A 22,610-nucleotide genomic window follows, 5' to 3' on the forward strand; every position below is an offset into this window, starting at 1 on the left:
CCACAGGCTCTCCGCCGGTCGAGCCTGTCGAGCCTGTCGAGACCGGGTCAGGCGGCGAGGCGCTCCCGCAGCCAGGCGATGTCCGGGCCCATGTCGCCGTGCGTCTCGCAGACGACGGGTGCGCCGGCGGCGGCGATCACGCCGACCAGCAGCTCGGGCGGGATGTTCCCGTCGCCGAAGTGCGCGTGCCGGTCGGCACCCGACCCGGCGGTGTCGCGGGAGTCGTTGGCGTGCACGAGGTCGATGCGGCCGGTGATCGCGAGGATGTCGTCGGCCGCGGTCGCCAGGTCGATGCCGCCGGCCCAGGCGTGGCAGGTGTCGAGGGTGAAGCCGACGTTCTCGGCGCCGTTCGCCTGCATCACCGCCCCCCAGAGCTGCTCGATGCGGTCGAGCCGCCGGGCCAATGAGAAGTCGCCACCGGCCGTGTTCTCGATGAGCACCGGCACGTCGGTCTCCAGCGAGTCGATCGCCTTGCGCCAGTTGTCGAAGCCCACGGCGGGGTCGTCCTTGCCCGTGACGTGGCCGCCGTGCACCACCACGCCCTTGGCCCCGATCGCCTCGGCCCCGGTCATGATCTGCTGCAGCAGCTTGCGGCTCGGGATGCGGATGCGGTTGTTGGTGGACGCCACGTTGATCACGTACGGGGCGTGCACGAACACGTCGAGCCCCGCCGCCGTCGTCTCCTCGCGGAACGCCTCCGCGCCGCCCGGATGGAAGGTGTCGTCGAACGGCGCGACCTTCCACGCCTGCGGGTCGGAGAGGAACACCTGCACCACCTCCGCGCCGATCTCCTTCGCCTGCGCGACGGCGTCGGTCCGGTCGACGTGGGCCCCGATCTTCACGCTCATGTGCCCACCCTACGGACCGCCGGCGACAGCGTCGTAGGCTGTGGCCCCATGAGCACCACGCCGCCGCTCGCGTACGTCATCGCCGGGTCCGAGGCCACCGGAGGGGCCGGCATCCAGGCCGACCTCAAGACCTTCCAGGAGCTCGGCGCCTACGGCGTCGGCACGCTGACCTGCATCGTCTCGTTCGACCCCAAGCACAGCTGGGGCCACCGGTTCGTCCCCGTCGACCCACAGGTCATCGCCGACCAGTTCGAGGCCGCGACCTCGTCCCACGCGCTCGACGTGGTCAAGGTCGGCATGCTCGGCACCCCCGCGACGATCGACGTCGTGGCGCGCTCGCTCGAGACGCAGCCGTGGCGGCACGTCGTCCTCGATCCCGTGCTGATCTGCAAGGGCCAGGAGCCGGGCGCCGCGCTCGACACGGACACCGCGCTGCGCGAGCGCATGCTGCCGCTCGCGACGGTGATCACCCCGAATCTCTTCGAGGCGAAGACGCTCGCGGGTATGGACGACATCACGTCGGTGGAGGAGCTCACCGAGGCCGCCCGCCGCATCCACGCCCGGCTGGGCGACGGTCACGGCCCGCGCTACGTCGTCGCCAAGGGCGGCGTGGAGCTGCCCGGCCCGGATGCGGTCGACGTGCTGTTCGATGGCGAGAGCGTCACCGTCTACGCCGCGCCCAAGGTGGGCGAGGAGCGCGTGTCGGGCGCCGGGTGCACGTTCGCCGCCGCGATCACGGCCGAGCTTGCCAAGGGCACCGACATTCACGACGCCGTCCGGATCGCGAAGGACATGGTGACGCAGGGGATCGTGGCACGCGTCGCCGCCCGCACCCCGTTCGACACCGTATGGCAAGGGGCGTACACCGCCTCCTGACGGCGGTCCGAGGGAAGGAGCCGGCTTGTGACCGTCGACGAGGACGTGGCACCGGGCGAGCACCGCACGCACGACGTGACCAACCAGCCGCCGGAGCGGGTAGGCGTCAACGAGTACCTCGACTTCCCGGTGCTGCGCGCCGCCGTGCACGCCTTCGGCGGCGGCTGGGGCGAGGAACGGCTGGCGGAGGTCGGCGAGATGGTCGGGGGCGCCGCGTTCCAGCGGGCCGCGGAGCTCGCCAACACGCACGAGCCGGTGCTGCGCACCCACGACCGACGCGGCCGCCGCGTCGACGAGGTCGAGTACCACCCGGCGTACCACGAGGTGATCGCGGCCGCCGTCGGCCGCGGCGCGCACACGAGCGCCTGGGCCGACCCGCGGCCGGGCGCGAACGTCGTGCGCGGCGCGATGTTCTCCCTGTTCGCGCAGGTGGAGCCCGGCCACGCCTGCCCCGTCTCGATGACGCACGCCGCCGTCCCCAGCCTGCGGCACGCGCCCGTGCTGGCCGGGCGGTGGGAGCCACGGCTGCTGGCCACGGGCTACGACGGCGCGCTCGCGGCGCCCGGCACCAAGCCCGGCGCGCTCGTCGGCATGGCGATGACGGAGAAGCAGGGCGGCAGCGACGTGCGGGCCAACACCACCCGCGCCGTGCCGGCGGGCGGCGCCGACGGCGACCACCTGCTCACCGGGCACAAGTGGTTCTGCTCGGCCCCGATGTCGGACGCGTTCCTGGTGCTCGCGCAGGCGGACGCGGGCCTCTCGTGCTTCCTCGTGCCGCGGGTGCTCGAGGACGGCACGCGCAACACGTTCCGTATCCAGCGGCTCAAGGACAAGCTGGGCAACCGCTCCAACGCGTCGGGCGAGATCGAGCTGGACCGCACCGTCGGGCACCTGGTGGGTGAACCGGGGCGCGGGGTGCGCACCATCATCGAGATGGTGCAGCGCACGCGCCTCGACTGCGTGCACGGGAGCGCCGCGGGGATGCGCCAGGGCGTGGCCGAGGCGCTGTGGCAGGCGCGGCACCGGGCGGCGTTCGGCGCGCGCCTCGTGGACCAGCCGGCGATGACGACGGTGCTCGCCGACCTCGCGCTGGAGTCCGAGGCCGCGACGCTCACGTCGATGCGGCTCGCGGCCGCGCACGACGCCGAGGACGACGGCGGTGAGCGGGTGTTCCGCCGGCTGGCCACCGCCGTCGCGAAGTACTGGGTGTGCAAGCGCGGGCCGCAGCACGCCTACGAGGCGATGGAGTGCCTCGGCGGCAACGGGTACACCGAGGCGTTTCCCCTCGCCCGGCGCTACCGGGAGCAGCCGGTGATGGCGATCTGGGAGGGCTCGGGCAACGTCATCGCCCTCGACGTGCTGCGCACGATGACGCGCGAGCCCGCGTCCCTCGCCGCCGTGGACGCCGAGATCGCGCTCGCGGCCGGCGCCCACCCGGACCTCGACAGGCACGTCGTCCGCACGCGCGGCCTCCTGACCCTGCTCGGCACGGCCGACGAGCACGAGCGGCAGGCGTCCGCCCGCCGCGTCGTCGAGGCGCTGGCCGTGGGGCTGCAGGCGTCGCTCATGGTGCGGCACGCGCCGACGGCTTCAGCCGAAGCGTTCGTCGCGGCTCGGCTCGGCGACGGCCGCGGGCACGGCTACGGGGTGCTCCCGCGCGGCACCGACGCCGCGGCGATCCTGGCCCGGCACGCCGCCGACGCCTGAGCCCCGGCCCGACAGGGCGTCAGGGCAATGCGCGGCCCCGTCGCAGGGTCACCTGCCGGACGCGACGACCGCCCGGCGCCGCGACGGCATACCCTCTAGTCCCGTGAGCGAGAACCTGGGATCCACCGGCTCGATCGAACGCGTGGTCGCGCGCCACGAGATGCCCGACCTCCTGCGCGAGGACATCCGCCTGCTCGGCAGCCTGCTCGGCACGGTCCTGCGCGAGGCCGGCGGGCAGGACCTGCTGGACGACGTCGAGCGGCTCCGCGAGCTAACCATCCGCGCCTACGGGGCCGACGACGGGGGTGCGGCGCTGGCCGAGGCCGCCGAGGTCGTCGCGGGCTTCCCGCTGGAGCGCGCGGAGCAGGTGGCGCGGGCCTTCACGTGCTACTTCCACCTGGCGAACCTTGCCGAGGAGTACCACCGCGTCCGCGTGCTGCGGCAGCGAGAGGCCTCCACGACGCCGGGCGCCGTCGACGACTCGCTGCCGCAGGCGTTCACCCTGCTGGCCGAGGAGGTCGGGCGGGACGAGGCCCTGCGCCGCCTCGGCGAGCTCGAGTTCCGGCCCGTGCTGACCGCGCACCCCACGGAGGCGCGTCGCCGCGCCGTGTCCGGCGCGGTGCGACGCATCTCCGCGCTGCTCGCCGACCGGGACGTCATGCGCCCCGGCGGCACCACCCTCGCGGAGAACGAGCGCCGCCTCCTCGCCGAGATCGACACCATGTGGCGCACGTCGCCGATCCGCGCCCGCAAGCCGTCGGTCATCGACGAGGTCAAGACAGCGATGGGCGTCTTCGACGCCACCCTCTTCGGCACCTTCCCCGAGGTGTACCGCCGCCTCGACGACTGGCTCCTGGACGGTGAGGCCGGGAGCGTGCCGCCCGTCGCGCGGCCGTTCGTCTTCCTCGGCTCCTGGATCGGGGGCGACCGCGACGGCAACCCGAACGTCACCGCGGAGGTGACCCGGCAGGCCGCGACCCTCGCCGCCGAGCACGCGCTCAGCGCCCTGGAGACCGCGGCGCGCGAGACGGGCCGCAAGCTCACGCTCGACGAGGCGGGCACTCCGGCGTCGTCCGACCTCAAGGCCCTGTGGCAGCGGATGCGCCAGCTCTCGGACGAGCTGGTCACCCAGGCGTCCGCGGACTCGCCCAACGAGCCGCACCGTGCCGCGGTGCTCGCGATCGCGGGGCGCGTGGCCGCGACCCGCCGCCGCGATGCCGACCTCGCCTACCGGGAGCCGGAGGAGCTTGTCGCCGACCTGGAGGTCGTGCAGGCCTCGCTCGTCGCCGCCGGCGCACCCCGCGCGGCGTTCGGCGACCTGCAGAAGCTCGTGTGGCAGGTGCAGACCTTCGGCTTCCACCTCGCCGAGCTCGAGGTGCGCCAGCACTCGCAGGTGCACGCCGCCGCCCTCGCCGAGATCGACGAGAAGGGGATCCACGGCGAGCTGTCCGACGGGACCCGCGAGGTGCTCGACACCTACCGCGCCCTCGGGGCGGTGCAGAAGCGGTTCGGCATCCGCGCCGCGCGCCGCTACATCGTGTCGTTCACGCAGGCGCCCGAGCACATGGCCGCCGTCTACCGGCTGGCCGAGCTCGCCTTCGAGGGGACCGACGACCTGCCCGTCATCGACGCCGTCCCGCTGTTCGAGACCTTCGACGACCTGGAGAACTCGGTCGACATCCTCGAGGCGATGCTGGAGTTCCCGCAGGTTCAGCGCCGCCTCGCGGAGAACGGTCGCCGCGTCGAGGTCATGCTCGGCTACTCCGACTCGTCGAAGGACGTCGGCCCGGTCGCCGCGACCCTCGTGCTGCACTCGGCCCAGTCACGCATCGCGGAGTGGGCGCAGCGCCACGACATCACCCTCACCCAGTTCCACGGCCGCGGCGGGTCGCTCGGCCGTGGCGGCGGCCCGGCCAACCGCGCCGTCCTCGCGCAGCCGCCGCACTCGGTGGACGGGCGCTTCAAGCTCACCGAGCAGGGCGAGGTCATCCTCGCCCGCTACGGCGACCCGACGATCGCCGCCCGGCACATCGAGCAGGTCGCCGCGGCGACGCTGCTCGCCTCCGCGCCGTCGGTGGAGGAGCGCAACGCCGAGGCCACGCAGCGGTTCGCGCCGCTCGCCGCCGCGCTGGACGTGTCGTCCCGCGCCCGGTTCCACGGCCTGGTGCGGTCCGAGGGCTTCCCGCAGTGGTTCGCCCAGGTGACGCCGCTGGAGGAGGTCGGCCTGCTGCCGATCGGCTCCCGCCCGGCCAAGCGCGGCCTGTCCGTCAACTCGCTCGACGACCTGCGCGCCATCCCCTGGGTGTTCTCCTGGTCGCAGGCGCGGATCAACCTCGCCGGCTGGTTCGGGCTCGGCACGGCCCTGAGCTCGCGGGCCGAGGAGCCCGGGGGGCTCGACGAGCTGCGGGCCGCCTACCGCGACTGGCCGCTGTTCACGACGCTGCTCGACACCGTCGAGATGGGCGTCGCGAAGACGCAGGAGGACATCGCCGCCCAGTACCTGGCGCTCGGCGACCGCGACGACCTCGCGCGGCTCGTGCTCGAGGAGCTGCAGCTCACCCGGACCTGGGTGCTTCGCGTCACGGGCAACGAGTGGCCGCTGCAGAACCGTCGCGTCCTCGGCCGCGCGGTGCAGCTGCGCTCGCCGTACGTCGACGCCCTGTCGCTGCTGCAGGTGCGGGCGCTGCGCGCGCTGCGCAGCAAGGGCGCCAGCGAGGGGCTCACCGTGGACGACGGCGAGTGGGTGGACGGCGGGTACAAGGACCGCTGGCAGCACCTGCTGCTGCTCACCGTGAACGGAGTCAGCGCCGGCCTGCAGAACACGGGCTGATCGGCCGGGGCGGGCAAAAGCGCTGGTCCCGGCGCCGGGGGCGCTGGCACGATGGCGGACGACACCGTCCCGCCGCGCCCCTGGAGTGATCGCATGCCCCGCCGCCCTGCCCATATCGCGATGGTCGGCGTGCCCGCTGTCAGCCACGTCCTGCCGAGCCTGGAGATCGTCCGCGAGCTCGTCGCGCGCGGGCACCGGGTGACCTACGCGAACGACGCTCCGGTGGCCGACCTCATCGCACCCACGGGGGCGGAGCTGGTGCCGGTCACGTCCACGCTGCCGGTCACCGACAACGACTGGCCCGAGGACGCGATCGGCGCGATGGAGACGTTCCTCGACGACCAGATCCAGGTGCTGCCGCAGCTGCGCGCCTTCTACGACGACGACCCAGCGGACCTCTACCTCTACGACATCGGCGGGTACTCCGCGCGGGCGCTCGGCGAGTCCCAGGGCAGGCCGGTGGTCCAGCTGTCCCCGACGTTCGTCGCCTGGGACGGCTACGCGGAGGAGGTCGCGGCGCCGCTGTGGCAGCTGCCGGGCGCCGACGCGTACCGCGAGAAGTTCGGGCGCTGGCTCGCGACCAACGGGGCCACCACCACCGACGTCGACGCCTTTCCGGGGGCGCCCGGCACGGTGCTGGCGATGATCCCGCGGGCGATGCAGCCGCAGGCCGACCGGGTCGACACCGACGTGGTGACGTTCGTCGGGCCGTGCTTCGACATCCGGAGCGACGTGGCGGGGTGGAGTCGGCCGGCCGCTGCCGAGAAGGTGCTGCTGGTCTCTCTCGGCTCCGCGTACACGCGGCAGCCGGAGTTCTACCGCCGGTGCCTCGCGGCGTTCGGCGACCTGCCCGGCTGGCACCTCGTGCTGCAGGTCGGCAAGTACGTGGACCCGACCGAGCTCGGTGAGCTCCCGGCGAACGTCGAGGTGCACGCCTGGGTGCCGCAGCGCGCGATCCTGGAGCAGGCGGACGCCTTTGTCACCCACGCCGGGATGGGCGGCAGCAGCGAGGGGCTGCTGGCCGGCGTCCCGATGATCGCCGTGCCGCAGGCGGTCGACCAGTTCATGAACGCGGACCGGCTGGCCGAGCTCGGCGTCGCGCGCCGCCTGAGCTCCGAGGACGCGACCGCCGAGGAGCTGAGGGCGGCCCTGCTCGGGCTCACCTCCGACCCTGCCGTCGCGCGCCGCTCCGCCGAGCTCCAGGCCGCCGCCCGGGCCGAGGGCGGCACCCAGCGGGCCGCCGACCTCGTCGAGTCCGCGCTGGGCTGACATATGGCTACGCTGCAGGTCATGAGCCTGGTGACTTTCAAGGACCTTTGTCTCGACGCCGCGGACGCGGCCGCGCTGGGGGAGTTCTGGGCCGGCGCGTTGGGGCTGCGGGCCGAGCCGCTGGACGACGGTGACGTTGTGCTGCGCGACCCCGGGCCCGAGCCGGTCGCGGAGCGGTCGATCTGGGTGAACACCGTGCCGGAGCCGAAGACGGTCAAGCACCGCGCGCACCTCGACGTGCGCGCTCGGTCGCTCGACGAGTTTCCCGACCAGCCGCGCCTGACCGAGCCCGGTCAGTACCACTACACGACGCTGGCCGACCCCGAGGGCGGCGAGTTCTGCGTCTTCACGACCGACGAGCCGCCGTCGTACCGCCTCAAGGACGTCGTCGTCGACTGTGCCGACTACCGGAAGGTCGCCGCGTTCTGGCACGAGCTGCTGGGCGGGAGGCTCACCCAGGACGACGCCGCGGACTACGCCTACCTCGACGAGGGTGCGGGCGTGCCGTTCGAGTCGTTCGACTTCGTCCCCGTGCCCGAGCCGAAGACGGTCAAGAACCGCTGGCACTGGGACGTCACGCTGGACGACGGCGTCACCGTCGACGACCTCGTCGCCCGCGGCGCCCAGGTGCTGCGCCCGCAGGACGACGAGATCTCCTGGACCGTCATGGCCGACCCCGAGGGCAACGAGTTCTGCGTCTTCCGCCCCTGACCGCTGTGGGTGGGAAGGGCCGGCTCAACCAGCGGCACCTGCGAGGGCGGTGAGCACGCGGTTCACGCTGGATCGGATGCCCCAGCGCTCGGCGAGCGCGTCCAGCGCCTCCGGGTCGCGGGGCGCGGCGGGCAGGGCGTCGTCGACGTCGGCGACGGGGGCGTCGTGCGCGACCTGGACCACGGTGGGCGCCACGTCGAGGTAGTCGGCGGCGGCGAGGATCTTCGACCGCTGCGTCGGCGTCAGGCCCGGGGCGCCGGACTCGGCGGCGGCGCGGATCGCGCGCAGGTCGCCGAACGTCTCGAGCAGCTTGGCCGCGGTCTTCTCGCCGATGCCGGGCACGCCGGGCAGGCCGTCGGACGGGTCGCCGCGCAGGGTCGCCATGTCCGCGTAGGCGGCGCCGCTCGGCACCCCGTACTTCTCCGCGAGCCGCGCCTGGTCGACGACGTCGGGGTCGCGCACCCCGCGCGCCGGGTAGAGCACCCGCACGCCGGCGGCGTCGTCGACCAGCTGGAACAGGTCGCGGTCGCCGGTGACGATGTCGACGGCCGCGGGCATGACGATCCCGACCGGCGCGGCCACGGGCAGCACGCTGGCCGCGCTCCGCGCCACCTCGCGCGTGACGAGCGTGCCGATGACGTCGTCGGCCTCGTAGCCGGGAGCGCCGGCGCGGGCGATGCCGAGGGCGGCCAGCACGTCGACGATCACCGGCACCTGCGGCGTCAGCAGGTCGGGCACCTCCTCGACGTCGGGGCTGCCGGCGGGCGTCGTCGTCGCGACGCGGTGGGCCTTGTACGACGGGATCGCCTCGACCCGGAACGCCGGGCGCCAGTCCTCGTCCCAGCACGCGACCAGGCGGTCCGGCCGGTGCTCCGTGACGAGGAAGGCGACCATGTCGAGCAGGCCGCGCACCGCGTTGACGGGCTTGCCGTCCGGGGAGCGCAACGAGTCGGGCAGGCCGAAGAAGGCGCGGAAGTACAGGCTCGCGGAGTCCAGCAGCATGAGGCTCACCGGGTCAGCGTGCCACAGCCCGGTGGCGCCGGTCAGGGGGCCGCTCAGAGGGCCGGCAGGCGGCCCGGCAGCCCGAACCGGGGGAACCAGGTGGCGGTGTCGAGGAACGTCGTGATGCCGGTGATGCGGCCGCAGCCGTCGTCCTCCAGCACGGCCAGCCCCCACGGCGACCAGCCCCCGGCGGGGTCCTTGCGGTACTGCCCGTACGCCATCGAGCCGTTGGCCTGGAGCGGCACGCAGCGCGAGCCGCGGCACCCGGCGCCCGGCCCCGTCATCCACCGCACCACCTCGGAGCGGCCGTGCACCCACATCGTGTACGGGGGCATGTTCAGCACCGCGTCCTCGTGCAGCAGCGCGACCAGGGCTTCCATGTCGTAGCGCTCGAAGGCGTCCAGGTACCGCTCGAGCAGCTCCTGGTCCACGGTGTCCCACGATGCGACGTCCGCATCGACGTCGCCGCCCTCCCGGCGCAGCCCCTTGCTGCCGAGCGTGGCGCGGGCGCGCTGCAGTGCGCTGTTCACGGACGCCACAGTGGTGTCGAGCAGCGCGGCGACCTCCGCGGCCGACCAGCGCAGCACCTCCCGCAGCACCAGCACCGCCCGCTGCCGAGCCGGCAGGTGCTGCAGCGCGGCGACGAACGCGAGCCGGATCGACTCCCGCCCGATCGCGACGTCCGCCGGGTCGCCCTCGCGCGGCAGCACGGCGTCGTCCGGCACCGGCTCGAGCCAGCGGTCCTCGGCGAGCACGTCGCCGAAGTACTGCTCCTCCGCGGGCTGCGGCCCGCCGAGACCCATCGGGCGCTCGCGCCGCTTGGAGGAGCCGAGGTGGTCGAAGCACACGTTGGTCGCGATGCGGTACAGCCAGGAGCGCAGCGACGACCGACCCTCGAACTTGTCGTACGACCGCCACGCGCGCAGCAGCGTCTCCTGCACGGCGTCGTCGGCCTCGAACGCGCCGCCGAGCATGCGGTAGCAGTAGCCCGTGAGCTCGCGGCGGTACTGCTCGAGCAGGGCGCCGACGTCCTCGGGCGGGCGGCCGGCCTCCGACACCGGCCCGGGGCGGGTCGGGGGGGACGGCGCGGGGCGCTGGGCGGCGTGTGTCACGCCTCACACGGTACGACGGACCACCGACGCTCGGGAGGGGTGTGCCCCGGGCTCCGACACCGGCTCCGGCGCGGTCTCAGCCGCGGTCGCCGCGGAGCACGCGCTCGACCAGGGGCACGGCGCCCGTGGCTGGGGTGGGCGGGCGCACGCGGGCCACCGTGCCGGTGAGCGGCCGGGCCTCCCGGTCGATCTCGAACCACACCGTCTTGCCCTCGACCGCGCCCGAGTGCCGCCCCACGGCGTCCGAGCCGTCGTGCCACTGCACGCCCCAGCGGGACGCGAGCCGGTCGAGGAACAGCACCCCGCGGCCCGACAGATCCTGCGGCTGGGGCGTCTGCAGCTCCGGCTCGTCGGTGCTGCCGTCGCGCACGCCCACGCGCAGGCGCCGCCCGTCCACCTCCACCGTCGCGGTGATGGGTCTCTCGCCGTGCTCGAGGGCGTTGGTCAGCACCTCGCTGGTGAGCAGCATCGCGGTGCGGCGCTGCTCGTCGGAGACGTCGCACGACTCGAGCATGTCGTCCACCCACCGCCGCGCCGGGCCCAGGTCGCTCAGGTCGTCATCGGCGACGCGGCGCTCCGCCTTCGCGGGGCCCGCGGACGACGGCGGGCCCGACGGCGCCGGCACGCGCACGCGCAGGGCGAGCACTGCGACGTCGTCCCGCTGGGCGTCGCCCACCAGGCCGCGCACCAGCGCACGCGGCACCGCGGAGGTGGCCTCGCCGTGTGCGGCGCGGAGCACCTTCTCCAGGTCGGCCAGCCGGTCGTCGCTCGGGACGCCCCGGCGCTCCACCAGCCCGTCCGTGTAGAGCACGAGGGTGTCGCCGGGCAGCAGCCGGATGGTGCGGTCGGTGCGCTGGGTGGTGGGGACCACGCCGAGCAGCAGGTCGGGGACGTCCGACAGACGCTCCACCTGCCCGTCCCGGCGCAGCACCATCGGCGGCGGGTGGCCGGCCACCGACCAGGTGAGCGTGTAGGCGCGCTCCGGCGGTGTGGCGGCCGCGTCGCCCGCCAGAGCGTCCTGCGGGCAGGGCGCCGGGTCGCGGTCGAGCCGGGCGACGACGGCGGTCGCCATCGCGCGCGGGCCGAGCCGGGCGTTCGCCTTGTCGAGCCGGGTCAGCAGGCCCGCCGGCGACTCGTCGTGGCTCCAGGCCAGGGCGCGCAGCATGGAGCGCAGCTGGCCCATCTGCGCGGCGGCGTGCACGTCGTGGCCCGCGACGTCGCCGATCATGACGATCGCCGTGCCGTCCTCGCGAGCCACCGCGTCGTACCAGTCGCCCCCCACCTGGTCCGTGCGGGCCGCGGGGGAGTAGGTGGTGGCGATGTCGAGGTGCGCCACCGTCGGTGGCGCGGTCAGCATCGACTCCTGCAGGGTGGTCGCGACGCGGCGGCGGGCCTCCAGCAGCGCCACCCGCTCGAGCGCAAGGGCCACGTACCGGCTGATGGTGGACTCCAGCGCGGCCGTCTCGGCGTCGTGGTCGCGGGCCTGGTCCCACACGCAGGCGATGACGCCCACGACCATCCCGTTCGACATCACCGGGAGGAACGACCGCGCGCCCTCGGAGACGGTCCCCACCGGCCCCATCTCCGGGTAGGTCGCCGCCATCTCCGCGTGGTCGCGGAAGCGCAGCGGGGCGCGGCTGCGCACCACGTGCGTGTCCGGCCGGGGCGCGTCCAGCCGCGTGCTGCGCAGCGCGGGCTCGCCGGGGTGGTGATGGCCCACGGTGAAGAACGACAGGTGCCGCCGGTCGGCGTCGACGAGCGCCAGCGACACCCAGCGCGCCCCGGTGCCGGTGCCGATGACGTGCGCGATGGCGTCCTCGACCTCGTCCAGGGTGGTCACGCGGGCGAACCGCTCCGACAGACCCAGCAGGAACCGCGAACGGCGGTGCGCGCGGAACGCCACCTGCTCCGCGAGGCGGGCACGTTCCCGCTCCGCACGCAGGCGCAGCTCGCCGGATGCCGCGGCGGACAGGTCGGCGAGCGTGGCGAGGTCGGTCTCGGTCCAGATGCGGGGCTCGGACGACACCGCCCAGAGGGCGCCGACCACGTGCCCGCGGGCGTCCTCGATCGGGTACCCGGCGTACGCCGCGAGCACGAGGTCGCCGATGGAGTGCCGGCCCTCCACGCGGGGGTCGTCGTCGGCGTCGCGCACGACCAGCGGGGCCCGGGTGCGCGCGACGATCGCCGTCAGCGGCTTGGGCAGGTGGAGCCGGCGCTGGGCCTGGGTGTGCTCCGGGAAGCCCACGGCGCCCGGGAGCAGCTTCAAGTCGCCGTCGCCGGTGAGCATGACGATCGCCGCGGCGGACACGCCGAGGTGGCGGTGCACGAGCCGCGCGATGCGGTCGAACACCTCGTCTGCGACAGGCTCTCCCGGGAGCGGGCCGACCGCGGGAGCGACCACGTGGTCGGCGCGGTGGCCGGACACGGGACTGGGCGGCGGGCCGGACGGAGAGCCGCCAGCCGGGGCTTCCGACACGTCGCCCAGTATGGACCCAGCCCGTTCAGACGTTCAGCAGCCCGCGCCGGTGCGCGACGGCGACCGCCTCCGCCCGCCCGGAGACGCCGAGCTTGGCGAGCAGGTTGGACACGTGCACGCTCACCGTCTTGGTGGAGATGAACAGCCGCTCGCCGATCTGCCGGTTGGACAGGCCCTGCGCGACGAGGGTCAGGACCTCCTCCTCGCGCTCGGTGAGGACGGACGACGTGCGCCGGGCGCCGGGCAGCGGCACGCGCGCGCGCCGGCCCCAGGCGTGGATCGCGTCCGCCAGCGGCGCGGCACCCATGGCTCGGGCCTCGCCCATCGCCTCCGCGGCCTCCACCTCGGCGGCGGAGACGTCGCCGGCCGCCCGGAGCGCCTGGGCCCACCGGAAGCGGGACCGTGCCACCTCGTACCGGTAGCCGAAGTCGAACTCGCGCACCGTGGCCTCCCAGAGGGCCGGCTCGGCGGGCTCGTCGGTGAGCGCGGCGCGCAGCCGGGAGTGCTCCGCCTCCGCGCGCTGCAGCCAGGCCCGCCCCTCCGGCCCGAGGCTGCCGCCGCGCGGCCGCCCGCGCCGCGCCGTCTCCTGCGCGACGGCGAGGAGCCCGTCGCCGCGGTCGAGCAGCTCCTGCGTGGCCTGGGTGTCGTGCGGGCCGCTCTCGGCGTTCTCGGCGAGCGCCGCGAGGGCGAGCGCGGTGATCCAGATGCGGCCCAGGAAATACTCCGACCAGGTGGCGCCGAGGTGCGCGGCGACCTCCTCGGCTGTCGCCACGGCCTCGTCGTACCGGCCCGCCCACGTGAGGGCGTCCGCGAGCGTGCCGCCCGCGATGAGCGCGATCTGCCCGTCCACGTGCCACGCCGGCCGCAGCGCCTCGGCGCGCTCCACGGCGGCGGCGCCGTCGCGTGCGGCCGCGGAGTACAGCCGCCCGGAGTCGAGGAACACGAGCGTCGGCGCGGGCGCGCCCTCGGGGGTGGGGTGGTCGCTCAGGTCGCCGACGATATACGGCTGGATCAGCGCGAGGTCGAGCATCTGCACCCCGTACGCGCCCCAGGTGACGCCCGTCGACCGGGCACGCGCGAGCCCGGCCTCGAGCACCTGGCCGGCGCGCTCGAGGTGGCCCGCGTAGAAGTGGGTGGCCGCCAGGTTGTACCAGCAGCGCATCTCGGTGCGCAGGTCGCCGGCGACGACGGCCCGCTCGCACGCGCGGCCGAGCAGGTCCGCGGCGGAGTCGGGGGAGCCGACCTCCAGCACGGCGAGGGTCGTCAGCGTGTCCGCCTCGGCGTCCGGGGCGCCCGCCCGCCGCGCCACGTCGACCGCCACCCGGGCAAAGTCGCCGGCCTCGTCGTCGCGGTCCACGTTGAGCAGCACGCGGGCGTGCACGGCGAGCGTCCACGCGAGATCGGGCGTGGCGTCGGCGTCCTCGACCTCCGGGACCGGGTCGGCGTCCGTCGAGCCCGGGAGCAGCACCTCCAGCGCGAGCGTCGACTGCCGCAGCGCGTCGGCGAGATCCTCCAGGTCCAGCACGTAGCGCACGAGCACGTGCCGCAGCCGCGCCTGACGGTCCGGGTCGTCGTCGAGGGTCTCGACGGCCCGGCGGGCGAGCTGCTCCGCGCGCGGCGCCAGGCCGGCGGAGCTGGCGGCGGCCGCTGTCTCGAGGACCACCGACACCCGGTCGGCGCCGAGCAACCCCTCGGCGTCCGGCACCATCTCCCACAGTGAGAGCACCTGCTCGAGGTGGCGCAGCTCCTCGGCGGGGGCGAGCAGCTCGGCCGCGCTGCGGGCCGCCTCCTGCGAGGCGACGAGCGCGGCGGTCAGGTCGTGGCCCTGCAGGGCGTGGTGGGCGCGCTTGGCCGCCGAGCCGAGGCCCACGTCCGTCGTCAGCGCCTCCAGGTAGGCGCGGTGCATGGCGGTGCGCTCGCCGGGCAGCAGGTCGAGCACGAGCGCCTCGGCCACGAGGGCGTGCCGGAACGCGACGTGCTGGCCCTCGACGCCCAGCACCTGCTGCGCCACGGCCTCGCGCAGGGCGAGCTCGGCGGCGCCCGGCGCGTCGAGGCCGGGCAGGCGCGGGGCGGTGGCGCGCAGCAGCGCTTCGTCCACCTGGCGGCCGGCCACGGCGGCCAGGCGCACCAGCTGCTGCACGGCGGGGTCGAGCCGCTGCAGCCGGGTGTGCAGCACGTCGGCCAGCGACCAGGGCAGGCCCATGGAGGACTGCCCGGCGTCGAGCAGCTCCTCCGCGAAGAACGCGTTGCCGTCCGACCGGCTGCGCACCGCGTCGAACTCGCGCTCGTCGAGCGGCTCGCCGCGGGTCGCCGTGGTGAACTCGCGCAGCTCGTCGGCGGTGAACGGCGACAGCTCCACGTGCTCCACCGGGCGCTGCCGGTGCAGCTCCGCGAGGACGGGCCGCAGCGGATGCCGACGGTGCACGTCGTCGCTGCGGTACGTCACCACGAGCAGCAGGTGCTCCGACCGCAGCCGGGCCACGACGAACCGCAGCACGTCGCGCGTGGACTCGTCCGCCCAGTGCACGTCCTCGACCACCAGCACCAGCGGCGCACCGGCGCGCCCCGCCGCGGCGAGGCTGCCGGCCATGCCGTCCAGCAGCTGCAGGCGCTCCGCGTGGTCGGTGCCCGAGCCGCTGGCAGGGTCGAGCAGCCGGGTGAGGGCGGGCCGCTCGGCGATCACGTCGCGCACGCCGGGCACGGCGCGCAGCTCGCCCAGGGCCTCCGTGAACGGCAGGTAGGGGATGCCCACGTCGCCCAGGTCCACGCAGTGCGCGACGACGACGCGCGCGCCGGCGTCGCGCGCGACGTCGGCCAGGTGCGTCACGAGGCGCGTCTTGCCGACGCCCGCGTCGCCGCCGAGCAGCAGCACGCCGGGCTCGCCCTCCGCCGCGCGCTCGAGGGCACGGCCGAAGGCGGTGACCTCCTCCTGGCGGGCGATCAGGGGAACTTCGCTGGAACGACGCACCAGGTGATCGTCCCACCGCCCGCCCACATCCGCCGTAGGTTTTCCGACCTGCCCGCCCGTCGCGACCGGCGCGCCGGCCGCCGACCCGACCGCCACGTCAGGCGGCGCGTCGTCCGGCGCCGTCCTGCGGGCGCAGCGTGTCGAGCCCGTGGGAGATCTGCTCGGCCCGCCGCGTCACCTGGCGCTCCCACGCCGCCGCGTCGGTCCGCGCCGCCACGGCGTCGATCGTCGTGCCGAACCGCTGCACGGCCTCGCCGGCCCGCAGTCGGTGCACGAGGCGTGCCCCCCACCGGCCCGCCGTCACCAGCGGTGCCGGCTTCCCCTGCTGGTACGCCTTCGCGTTGCGCTCGCGCCGGTACTCCAGCTCCGCCTGGATCGCACTCATCATCGTCTGGTCCATCTCGGTCCCCTCGCCGGCCGGGCGTTCCCGGCCTCTCCTGCCGGCCACCGCCGGCTGACCTGATCTCGTGATGACGACACTCGTCCTGAGGTCCCCGGCGGTGGATCGGGCAATCGACCGGTCTTCGCCGGCCCGGGTACCTCAGAGGGCACCTCAGACGGCGGTCCGACCTGGGGGAGGCCGGTCTGAGGTGGCTCTCCACGCCCGGGCGGGCGGGGCGTGGTGACCTTTCGACCGCTCCATCCGTTGCGACGTGGGTCACAGTGGTCGCACACTGGGGAGACCGGACCGATACGGGGGTGGACTCGTGGCTGGATCTGTTGCTGGCGCGTTCGACGCGCTGCCGATGCTCGGGAGGGGCAAGCATCGCAATCCGAGGAAGGGCGCGTGCTTCATGGAGCTGGCGTCGTTCCTGGCGGGGGAGCGGTGGAGCGACCATCCGCAGTGCACGCACCCGCTCCTGGCGATGCTGGCGCGCGCGGTGAACGACCTGACGTCCGACGGGAACCGCCCGCAGCTCGCACCGCTCATCCCGTCCGTCATCGGGCTGACCAGCGCCGACCCCCGCTGGGACGTGCAGATCGCGCTGCGTGCGGCGCAGACCGCGCTGCCCGTTGCCCCGGCGGACCGGCAGCAGACGCTGGCGGTCGCGATCATCGGCGCCGAGCGCATGCTCGACGTGCTCGACGGCCGGCCGGACGGCACCCTCGCCCCCGCGAGCGCCGACGCCCTGGCGGCGTCGCCCAAGACGGCCGACTGGGCCTACCGGTTCTGCGAGGGCACGCGCGTGCGGCCCAAGCGCTTCGTGCGCGACGCCGCGCCGTCGGTCGTGTCGACCGCCGTGCAGGGCATCAGCGAGGCCTTCGTGCCCGACGTCGACGACCGCCTGTGCGGCCTCCTCGGCGCGACCATCGAGGACGCACGTCGCTGGGCCGGGCACACTGACGAGGACCGTCCGGCGCTCGCCGAGGAGCAGTGGGCGACCGTGGTGAGGACCGTCCCGGCCGCCGGTTGAGCGCGACGTTGGTCGAGCCTGTCGAAACCATGACGCCGGTTGAGCCTGTCGAAACCACGACGCCGGTTGAGCCTGTCGAAACCACGACGCCGGTTGAGCCTGTCGAAACCACCGGGGTTTCGCCAGGCTCGACCGGCGCTCGGTTCTGGTAGACCGGAGCCGTGACCCCGTACGAGCCCGCCACCCCGCCCGCCACCGCCGTCGACTCCCCGCTGGAGCAGCTCACCCTCGACGACCTGCGCCGCCGCACGTCCGTGAAGTGGCGCGTGTACCCACCGGACGTGCTGCCGCTGTTCGTGGCGGAGATGGACACGCCGGTGGCGCCGTGTGTGGTGGCCGAGGTGCAGCGCGCGCTCGCCATCGGCGACACGGGGTACGACATCGGCACCACGTACGCGGAGGCGCTGGCGCCGTTCGCGGAGCGCCGGTGGGGGTGGACGCCGGACGTCGCGAGCAGCCGCACGATGCCGGACGTCATGGGGGCGATCGTCGAGGTGCTGCGGGTGCTCACCGCGCCGGGCGAGGCCGTCGTCGTCACCCCGCCCGTGTACCCGCCGTTCTACGGGTTCCCGTCGAACGAGGGACGCCGAGTGCTGGAGGCGCCGCTATCGGCCGACCTCCGGCTCGACCTCGTCACCCTCGAGGAGGCGTTCGCCCGCGCCACGGGGGCGGCCGCGCACGGCACGGGGCCGGGGTCCGGACGGCGCGCCGTGCTGCTGCTCTGCAACCCGCACAACCCCACGGGGACGGCGCACACGCGGGCCGAGCTGGAGTCCGTTCTGGCGCTCGCGGACCGCTACGGCGTGCGCGTCGTCGCGGACGAGATCCACGCGCCGTTCACGTTCGAGCGGGTCGCCGCCGGGGCGCCGGCGTTCGTGCCGTTGCTGTCGGTGGCGGGATCCGAGCGGGCGATCGTCGTGCAGTCGGCGTCGAAGGCGTTCCACCTCGCCGGCCTGCGCGCGGCCGTCGCCCTCGCGGGGCCCGAGGCCCGCGACGACCTGCGCCGCATCCCGGAGGAGGCCGGCCACGCCGTCAACCATCTCGCCGTGCTGGCCCACGCGGCCGCCTACCGCGACGGCGAGCCGTGGCTCGACGCCCTGCTGGCCGCCGTCCACCACCACCACGGGCTGGTCGGTCGGCTGCTCGCCGAGCACGCCCCGGCGGTGCGGCTGCAGCCCGCCGACGCCACCTACCTCGCGTGGCTGGACCTGCGTGCCGCCCTCCCCGGCGGCGTGCCCGCCGCGGACGCGCACGGCTTCGTGCTGGAACACGGTCGCGTCGCGCTCGAGGACGGCACGCACTTCGGCGCCGGCGGCGCGGGGTGGCTGCGGCTCAACCTTGCCACGTCGTCCGCGATCCTCACCGAGGCCGTGCAGCGGTTGGGCCGCGCGCTCGCCGGTTGAGCCGACGCCGGTGACCGCACGAAATCTATGCAGCACCGTTACCGAGACACGGGCGAACCAGCCGTCACGACCGGCAGGAAGCCGATAACCTCGCGAAGGTGCGCCGACGCCACCGCCTCACCCTCGCCGCCGTCCTGCTGCCCGCGCTAGCCCTGCCCCTGGTCGCCTGCACCGGACCCGATGTCCCACCCGCCGACAAGACCGCGGCGGCGCTCGCTGCCGCGCTCCTCGCCGGCGACCTCGCCGACCTCCCGCTCCAGGCCCCCGGGTCCGTGGACCCGCAGACCCAGCTCACCGAGGTGCTGGACCCGCTGGTGGACGCCGCCGGCGAGCAGGGGCACACGGTGGCGGTCGCCGAGGTGGGCAAGCCCGTGACGAAGGACGGCTCGACGACGGCGCAGGCGACGCTCGACTGGTCGTGGCCTCTCGGGCGCAGCCTCACCTGGACGTACTCGACCACCGCGGACCTGGCGTACGAGGCGGCGGCCGACGGCGACGGCGAGGGCGCGTGGACGGCGGTGTGGGGCCCGGACGTGCTGGTGCCCGACCTGGTGCCCGGCGAGCGCCTGGACGTCGAGACGCTCGACGCAGACCGCGGGGACGTCCTGGACGGCGACGACGACCCGATGATCACCGAGCGCGGCGTCTGGCACATCGGGGTGGACAAGACGGCGGTCGAGGGCCTGGGCCAGGAGTCGGCGGCGCGGGACCTCGCCCAGCTGGTGGGCCTGGAGCCCAACGAGTTCTTCGCCCGCGTGGACGCGGCCGGGGAGAAGGCGTTCGTCGAGGCGATCACCATCCGTGAGAAGAACCCCGGCACCGACTTCTCCGTCGAGGATGCGCGCGACATCGAGGGCGTCGTCGCCGTCGAGGACTCGCGGGAGCTGGGCCCCACCAGTGACTTCGCGGAGCCCTTGCTCGGCAGCGCAGGCGAGGCCACCGAGGAGATCGTCGAGAAGTCCGACGGTGCGGTCCGGGCGGGCGACGTCGTGGGCCTTTCCGGGCTGCAGCGCGACTACGACGACCAGCTCGCCGGGACGCCAGGCGTCGTCGTGAGCGTGGTGCCGGCGGCGGGCGCGGCGGGGGATGACGTCGGCCTCGACGGCGACCCGGCCAAGGACGACGACGAGGCCCGCGAGGTCTACCGCGTGGACCCCGTGGACGGCACGCCCGTGTCCACCACCCTCGACCAGCACCTGCAGAAGCTCGCCGAGAACGTGCTCGAGGACGTCGACCCGGCCAGTGCGATCGTCGCCCTCCGGCCGTCGAGCGGCGAGGTGCTCGCCGCCGCGAGCGGCCCGGGCAGCGAGGGCTGGTCCACCGCCACCCTTGGCCAGTACCCGCCCGGGTCCACGTTCAAGGTGGTGGACGCGCTGGCGATGCAGCGGGCGGGGATCACCCCGGACACCGACGTGGCCTGCACCGACACCATCACCGTAGACGGCCGCACGTTCGGCAACGTGCCCGGCTACCCGTCGTCCGCCATCGGCGACGTGCCGCTGCGCACGGCGTTCGCCCACTCGTGCAACACCGCGATGATCGCGCAGCGCGACAAGGTCGCCCAGGCGGACCTGGCGACGGCGGCGTCCGACCTCGGCCTGCTGGGCGAGAAGGCCGCGACGGCGTCGCTGGGCGTGCCGGCGTTCCTCGGGGCGGTGCCGACCGAGGCGGGCGGGACCGAGCACGCGGCGTCGATGATCGGTCAGGGCAAGGTGCAGGCGTCGCCGCTCGGCATGGCGACGGTCGCCGCGAGCGTCGCGGCGGGGCAGCGGGTGCAGCCGGTGCTGGTGCGCGCAGGCGAGGACACTGCCGCCGAGGACGCGGAGGAGCCCGCCACCCCAGGCGTGACGGACGCCGAGGCGAAGGTGGTGCGGGAGCTCATGCACGGCGTCGTGACGAAGGGCAGCGCGGACATGCTGCAGGACGTACCCGGCATCGTGGGCGCCAAGACCGGCACGGCGCAATACGGCGACGGCTCGAAGCAGCACGTGTGGATGCTCGCGATCGTCGACGACCTCGCGGTGGCAGTCCTCATCGAGGACGGCCACCGCGGGTCGGACACGGCCGGGCCGTTGATGGAGGACTTCCTCGAGTCCGTCGGTTGAGCCGAGCTCGACCAGCGGGCGTCAGCGGCTCGCGGTGCGGGGCACACCCGCCACGAGGCCGCCGTCGACGACGAACTCGGACCCGGTGGAGTAGCTCGACTCCTCGCTCGCGAGGAACAGGACCGTCTGCGACACCTCTTCCGGCCGCGCGCCGCGACCGAGCGGGATGAGCGGCTGGCCGGCGTCGATTCCCGTGGTCATCGGCGTGGCGACGAACCCGGGGTGCACGGAGTTGACGCGCACGCCGCGGCTGCCCAGCTCGAGCGCGACCGACTTGGTGAGCCCGCGCACGCCGAACTTGGACGCCACGTACCCGTGCAGGCCGCGGCTGCCGCGCAGGCCCTCCACGGACGAGATGTTGATGATCGACCCGCCGCCGCTCGCACCGGCCGGGTGAGCCCCCGCCACCCGACCTACGCTCGAACGAGCCGCACGCCGCACCGACGAGGGAGAGCGTCATGGTCAGCAGGACCCGAGGGGGCGGCCGACGTCGCGTCCGAGGCGCGGACATCGAGCTCAACCCCGTCTTCGTCCGGCCGGGGGAGACGGGTTCGGTCCCGCGCGACCGGCTCCCCGAGGGGGAGTCGCTGCCGGAGACGGCGTTCCAGGTCGTCCACGACGAGGCCATGCTCGACGGCAATGCCCGCCTCAACCTCGCCACCTTCGTCGGCACGTGGATGGACGACCACGCGAGCCGCCTCTACCTCGAGGCCGCCGACAAGAACATGATCGACAAGGACGAGTACCCGGCGACGGCGGCGGTCGAGGACCGGTGCTGGCGGATGCTCGCCGACCTGTGGCACGCCCCCGACCCGGTCCACGCGATGGGGACCTCGACCATCGGCTCCTCCGAGGCGGGCATGCTCGCCGGCCTCGCGCTGAAGCGCCGGTGGCAGGAGGCCCGCCGGGACGCCGGGAAGCCGGTCGGCACGCCCAACCTCGTGATGTCCAGCGCCGTGCAGGTGTGCTGGGAGAAGTTCTGCAACTACTTCGACGTCGAGGCTCGGTACGTGCCCATCAGCGAGGAGCACCGGGTGCTCGACGGGCACGACCTCGAGAAGTACGTCGACGAGAACACCATCGGCGTCGTGGCGATCCTCGGCGTCACGTACACCGGCATGTACGAGCCGGTGGCGCAGGTCGCGGCCGCCCTCGACCGGATCCAGGCCGCGTCCGGGCTGGACGTGAAGATCCACGTCGACGGGGCTTCGGGCGCGATGATCGCGCCCTTCGTGCAGCCGGACCTCGTGTGGGACTTCCAGGTGGACCGGGTCGCGTCGATCAACACGTCGGGCCACAAGTACGGCCTGGTGTACCCCGGGCTCGGCTGGGTCGTGTGGCGCGACGAGAAGGCGCTGCCCGAGAGCCTCGTGTTCCGCGTGAGCTACCTCGGCGGCGACATGCCGACGCTCGCGCTCAACTTCTCCCGACCCGGGGCGCAGGTGCTGCTGCAGTACTACATGTTCCTGCGCCTCGGTCGCGCGGGGTACACCGCCGTCCAGACCGCGTCCCACGACGTGGCCCGCTTCCTCGCCGACGGCATCGGGCAGCTGCCCGCGTTCGAGCTGTGGAACGACGGGTCCGACATCCCGGTCTTCGCCTGGCGGCTGCGCGCCGGGCACACGGAGAACTGGAACCTGTACCACCTGTCGGAGCGGCTGCGCACCCGCGGCTGGCTCGTCCCGGCCTACCCGATGCCCGACGACCTCGCCGACGTCACCGTGCAGCGCGTCGTGGTGCGCAACGGGCTCAGCCGCGACCTCGCGGCGTCGTTCCTCGCCGACCTCGAGGACGAGGTCGCCTACCTCGACGCCCTCACCGGCCCGATGCCGACCGAGGGACTGCAGTCGGGCTTCACCCACTGACCGCCATCCGTCGGTCGAGCTTG

Annotated in this window: 16 protein-coding genes; 9 read left to right on the plus strand and 7 right to left on the minus strand. The window is 74.4% G+C overall.

The features are described 5' to 3' along the window. Positions 1–47: 47 nt before the first annotated feature. The gene (locus tag AC1C2V_RS16005; RefSeq protein WP_495390630.1) at positions 48–848 is read right to left on the minus strand and encodes a deoxyribonuclease IV; all 801 of its coding nucleotides are present in this window, start codon (positions 846–848) and stop codon (positions 48–50) included. 48 nt (positions 849–896) lie between these two features. On the opposite strand from AC1C2V_RS16005, the gene AC1C2V_RS16010 reads away from it, so the two are divergent. From AC1C2V_RS16010 to AC1C2V_RS16030, 5 genes are all read left to right on the plus strand, one after another. After that, positions 897–1,724, plus strand: a complete 828-nt coding sequence (locus tag AC1C2V_RS16010) for a hydroxymethylpyrimidine/phosphomethylpyrimidine kinase (RefSeq protein WP_495390631.1) — start codon at positions 897–899, stop codon at positions 1,722–1,724. Positions 1,725–1,751: 27 nt separating this feature from the next. After that, positions 1,752–3,431, plus strand: a complete 1,680-nt coding sequence (locus AC1C2V_RS16015) for an acyl-CoA dehydrogenase family protein (protein WP_495390632.1) — start codon at positions 1,752–1,754, stop codon at positions 3,429–3,431. A gap of 160 nt (positions 3,432–3,591) precedes the next feature. Then, on the plus strand, positions 3,592–6,261 hold the full coding sequence (locus tag AC1C2V_RS16020; RefSeq protein WP_495390710.1) for a phosphoenolpyruvate carboxylase: 2,670 nt from the start codon (positions 3,592–3,594) through the stop codon (positions 6,259–6,261). A gap of 51 nt (positions 6,262–6,312) precedes the next feature. Then, positions 6,313–7,530, plus strand: coding sequence for a macrolide family glycosyltransferase (locus AC1C2V_RS16025; RefSeq protein ID WP_495390633.1), 1,218 nt, complete (start codon positions 6,313–6,315; stop codon positions 7,528–7,530). A gap of 21 nt (positions 7,531–7,551) precedes the next feature. Beyond that, entirely contained in the window at positions 7,552–8,241 is a 690-nt protein-coding gene (locus tag AC1C2V_RS16030; RefSeq protein WP_495390634.1) for a VOC family protein, read from the plus strand. A 24-nt stretch (positions 8,242–8,265) separates the two neighbouring features. Here AC1C2V_RS16030 and AC1C2V_RS16035 read toward each other — a convergent pair whose 3' ends face one another. From AC1C2V_RS16035 to AC1C2V_RS16055, 5 genes are all read right to left on the minus strand, one after another. After that, on the minus strand, positions 8,266–9,243 hold the full coding sequence (locus tag AC1C2V_RS16035) for a 5'-3' exonuclease (RefSeq protein ID WP_495390711.1): 978 nt from the start codon (positions 9,241–9,243) through the stop codon (positions 8,266–8,268). Between the two features lie 53 nt (positions 9,244–9,296). Further along, positions 9,297–10,355 carry a sigma-70 family RNA polymerase sigma factor gene (locus AC1C2V_RS16040; RefSeq protein WP_495390635.1) on the minus strand — a complete coding sequence of 353 codons (1,059 nt, stop codon included), beginning with the start codon at positions 10,353–10,355 and terminating at the stop codon, positions 9,297–9,299. Positions 10,356–10,431: 76 nt separating this feature from the next. Next, on the minus strand, positions 10,432–12,831 hold the full coding sequence (locus AC1C2V_RS16045) for a SpoIIE family protein phosphatase (protein ID WP_495390636.1): 2,400 nt from the start codon (positions 12,829–12,831) through the stop codon (positions 10,432–10,434). Positions 12,832–12,856: 25 nt separating this feature from the next. After that, positions 12,857–15,799: a helix-turn-helix transcriptional regulator gene (locus AC1C2V_RS16050; RefSeq protein WP_495390637.1), complete on the minus strand. Its 2,943-nt coding sequence runs from the start codon at positions 15,797–15,799 to the stop codon at positions 12,857–12,859. Positions 15,800–15,896: 97 nt separating this feature from the next. After that, entirely contained in the window at positions 15,897–16,199 is a 303-nt protein-coding gene (locus AC1C2V_RS16055; protein ID WP_495390638.1) for a hypothetical protein, read from the minus strand. 307 nt (positions 16,200–16,506) lie between these two features. On the opposite strand from AC1C2V_RS16055, the gene AC1C2V_RS16060 reads away from it, so the two are divergent. From AC1C2V_RS16060 to AC1C2V_RS16070, 3 genes are all read left to right on the plus strand, one after another. Further along, positions 16,507–17,214: a hypothetical protein gene (locus AC1C2V_RS16060; protein ID WP_495390639.1), complete on the plus strand. Its 708-nt coding sequence runs from the start codon at positions 16,507–16,509 to the stop codon at positions 17,212–17,214. A 161-nt stretch (positions 17,215–17,375) separates the two neighbouring features. Continuing rightward, entirely contained in the window at positions 17,376–18,617 is a 1,242-nt protein-coding gene (locus AC1C2V_RS16065) for a MalY/PatB family protein (RefSeq protein ID WP_495390640.1), read from the plus strand. 98 nt (positions 18,618–18,715) lie between these two features. Further along, positions 18,716–20,722 carry a penicillin-binding transpeptidase domain-containing protein gene (locus tag AC1C2V_RS16070; RefSeq protein ID WP_495390641.1) on the plus strand — a complete coding sequence of 669 codons (2,007 nt, stop codon included), beginning with the start codon at positions 18,716–18,718 and terminating at the stop codon, positions 20,720–20,722. Between the two features lie 21 nt (positions 20,723–20,743). Here the strand turns inward: AC1C2V_RS16070 and AC1C2V_RS16075 are convergent, their stop codons facing one another. Then, complete coding sequence (locus AC1C2V_RS16075; protein WP_495390642.1) at positions 20,744–21,130, minus strand: SDR family NAD(P)-dependent oxidoreductase; 387 nt, start codon at positions 21,128–21,130, stop codon at positions 20,744–20,746. Positions 21,131–21,180: 50 nt separating this feature from the next. On the opposite strand from AC1C2V_RS16075, the gene gad reads away from it, so the two are divergent. Beyond that, the gene (gad, locus tag AC1C2V_RS16080) at positions 21,181–22,587 is read left to right on the plus strand and encodes a glutamate decarboxylase (protein WP_495390643.1); all 1,407 of its coding nucleotides are present in this window, start codon (positions 21,181–21,183) and stop codon (positions 22,585–22,587) included. Positions 22,588–22,610: the final 23 nt, after the last annotated feature.

This window comes from Isoptericola sp. Y541, from assembly GCF_059445465.1.

Excerpts from the sequence above, each read along its gene's own strand:
- AC1C2V_RS16005 (WP_495390630.1), bottom strand. The coding sequence starts at position 848 with ATGAGCGTGAAGATCGGGGCCCACGTCGACCGGACCGACGCCGTCGCG.
- AC1C2V_RS16010 (WP_495390631.1), top strand. The coding sequence starts at position 897 with ATGAGCACCACGCCGCCGCTCGCGTACGTCATCGCCGGGTCCGAGGCC.
- AC1C2V_RS16020 (WP_495390710.1), top strand. The coding sequence starts at position 3,592 with ATGCCCGACCTCCTGCGCGAGGACATCCGCCTGCTCGGCAGCCTGCTC.
- AC1C2V_RS16025 (WP_495390633.1), top strand. The coding sequence starts at position 6,313 with ATGGCGGACGACACCGTCCCGCCGCGCCCCTGGAGTGATCGCATGCCC.
- AC1C2V_RS16030 (WP_495390634.1), top strand. The coding sequence starts at position 7,552 with ATGAGCCTGGTGACTTTCAAGGACCTTTGTCTCGACGCCGCGGACGCG.
- AC1C2V_RS16035 (WP_495390711.1), bottom strand. The coding sequence starts at position 9,243 with ATGCTGCTGGACTCCGCGAGCCTGTACTTCCGCGCCTTCTTCGGCCTG.
- AC1C2V_RS16055 (WP_495390638.1), bottom strand. The coding sequence starts at position 16,199 with ATGGACCAGACGATGATGAGTGCGATCCAGGCGGAGCTGGAGTACCGG.
- gad (WP_495390643.1), top strand. The coding sequence starts at position 21,181 with ATGGTCAGCAGGACCCGAGGGGGCGGCCGACGTCGCGTCCGAGGCGCG.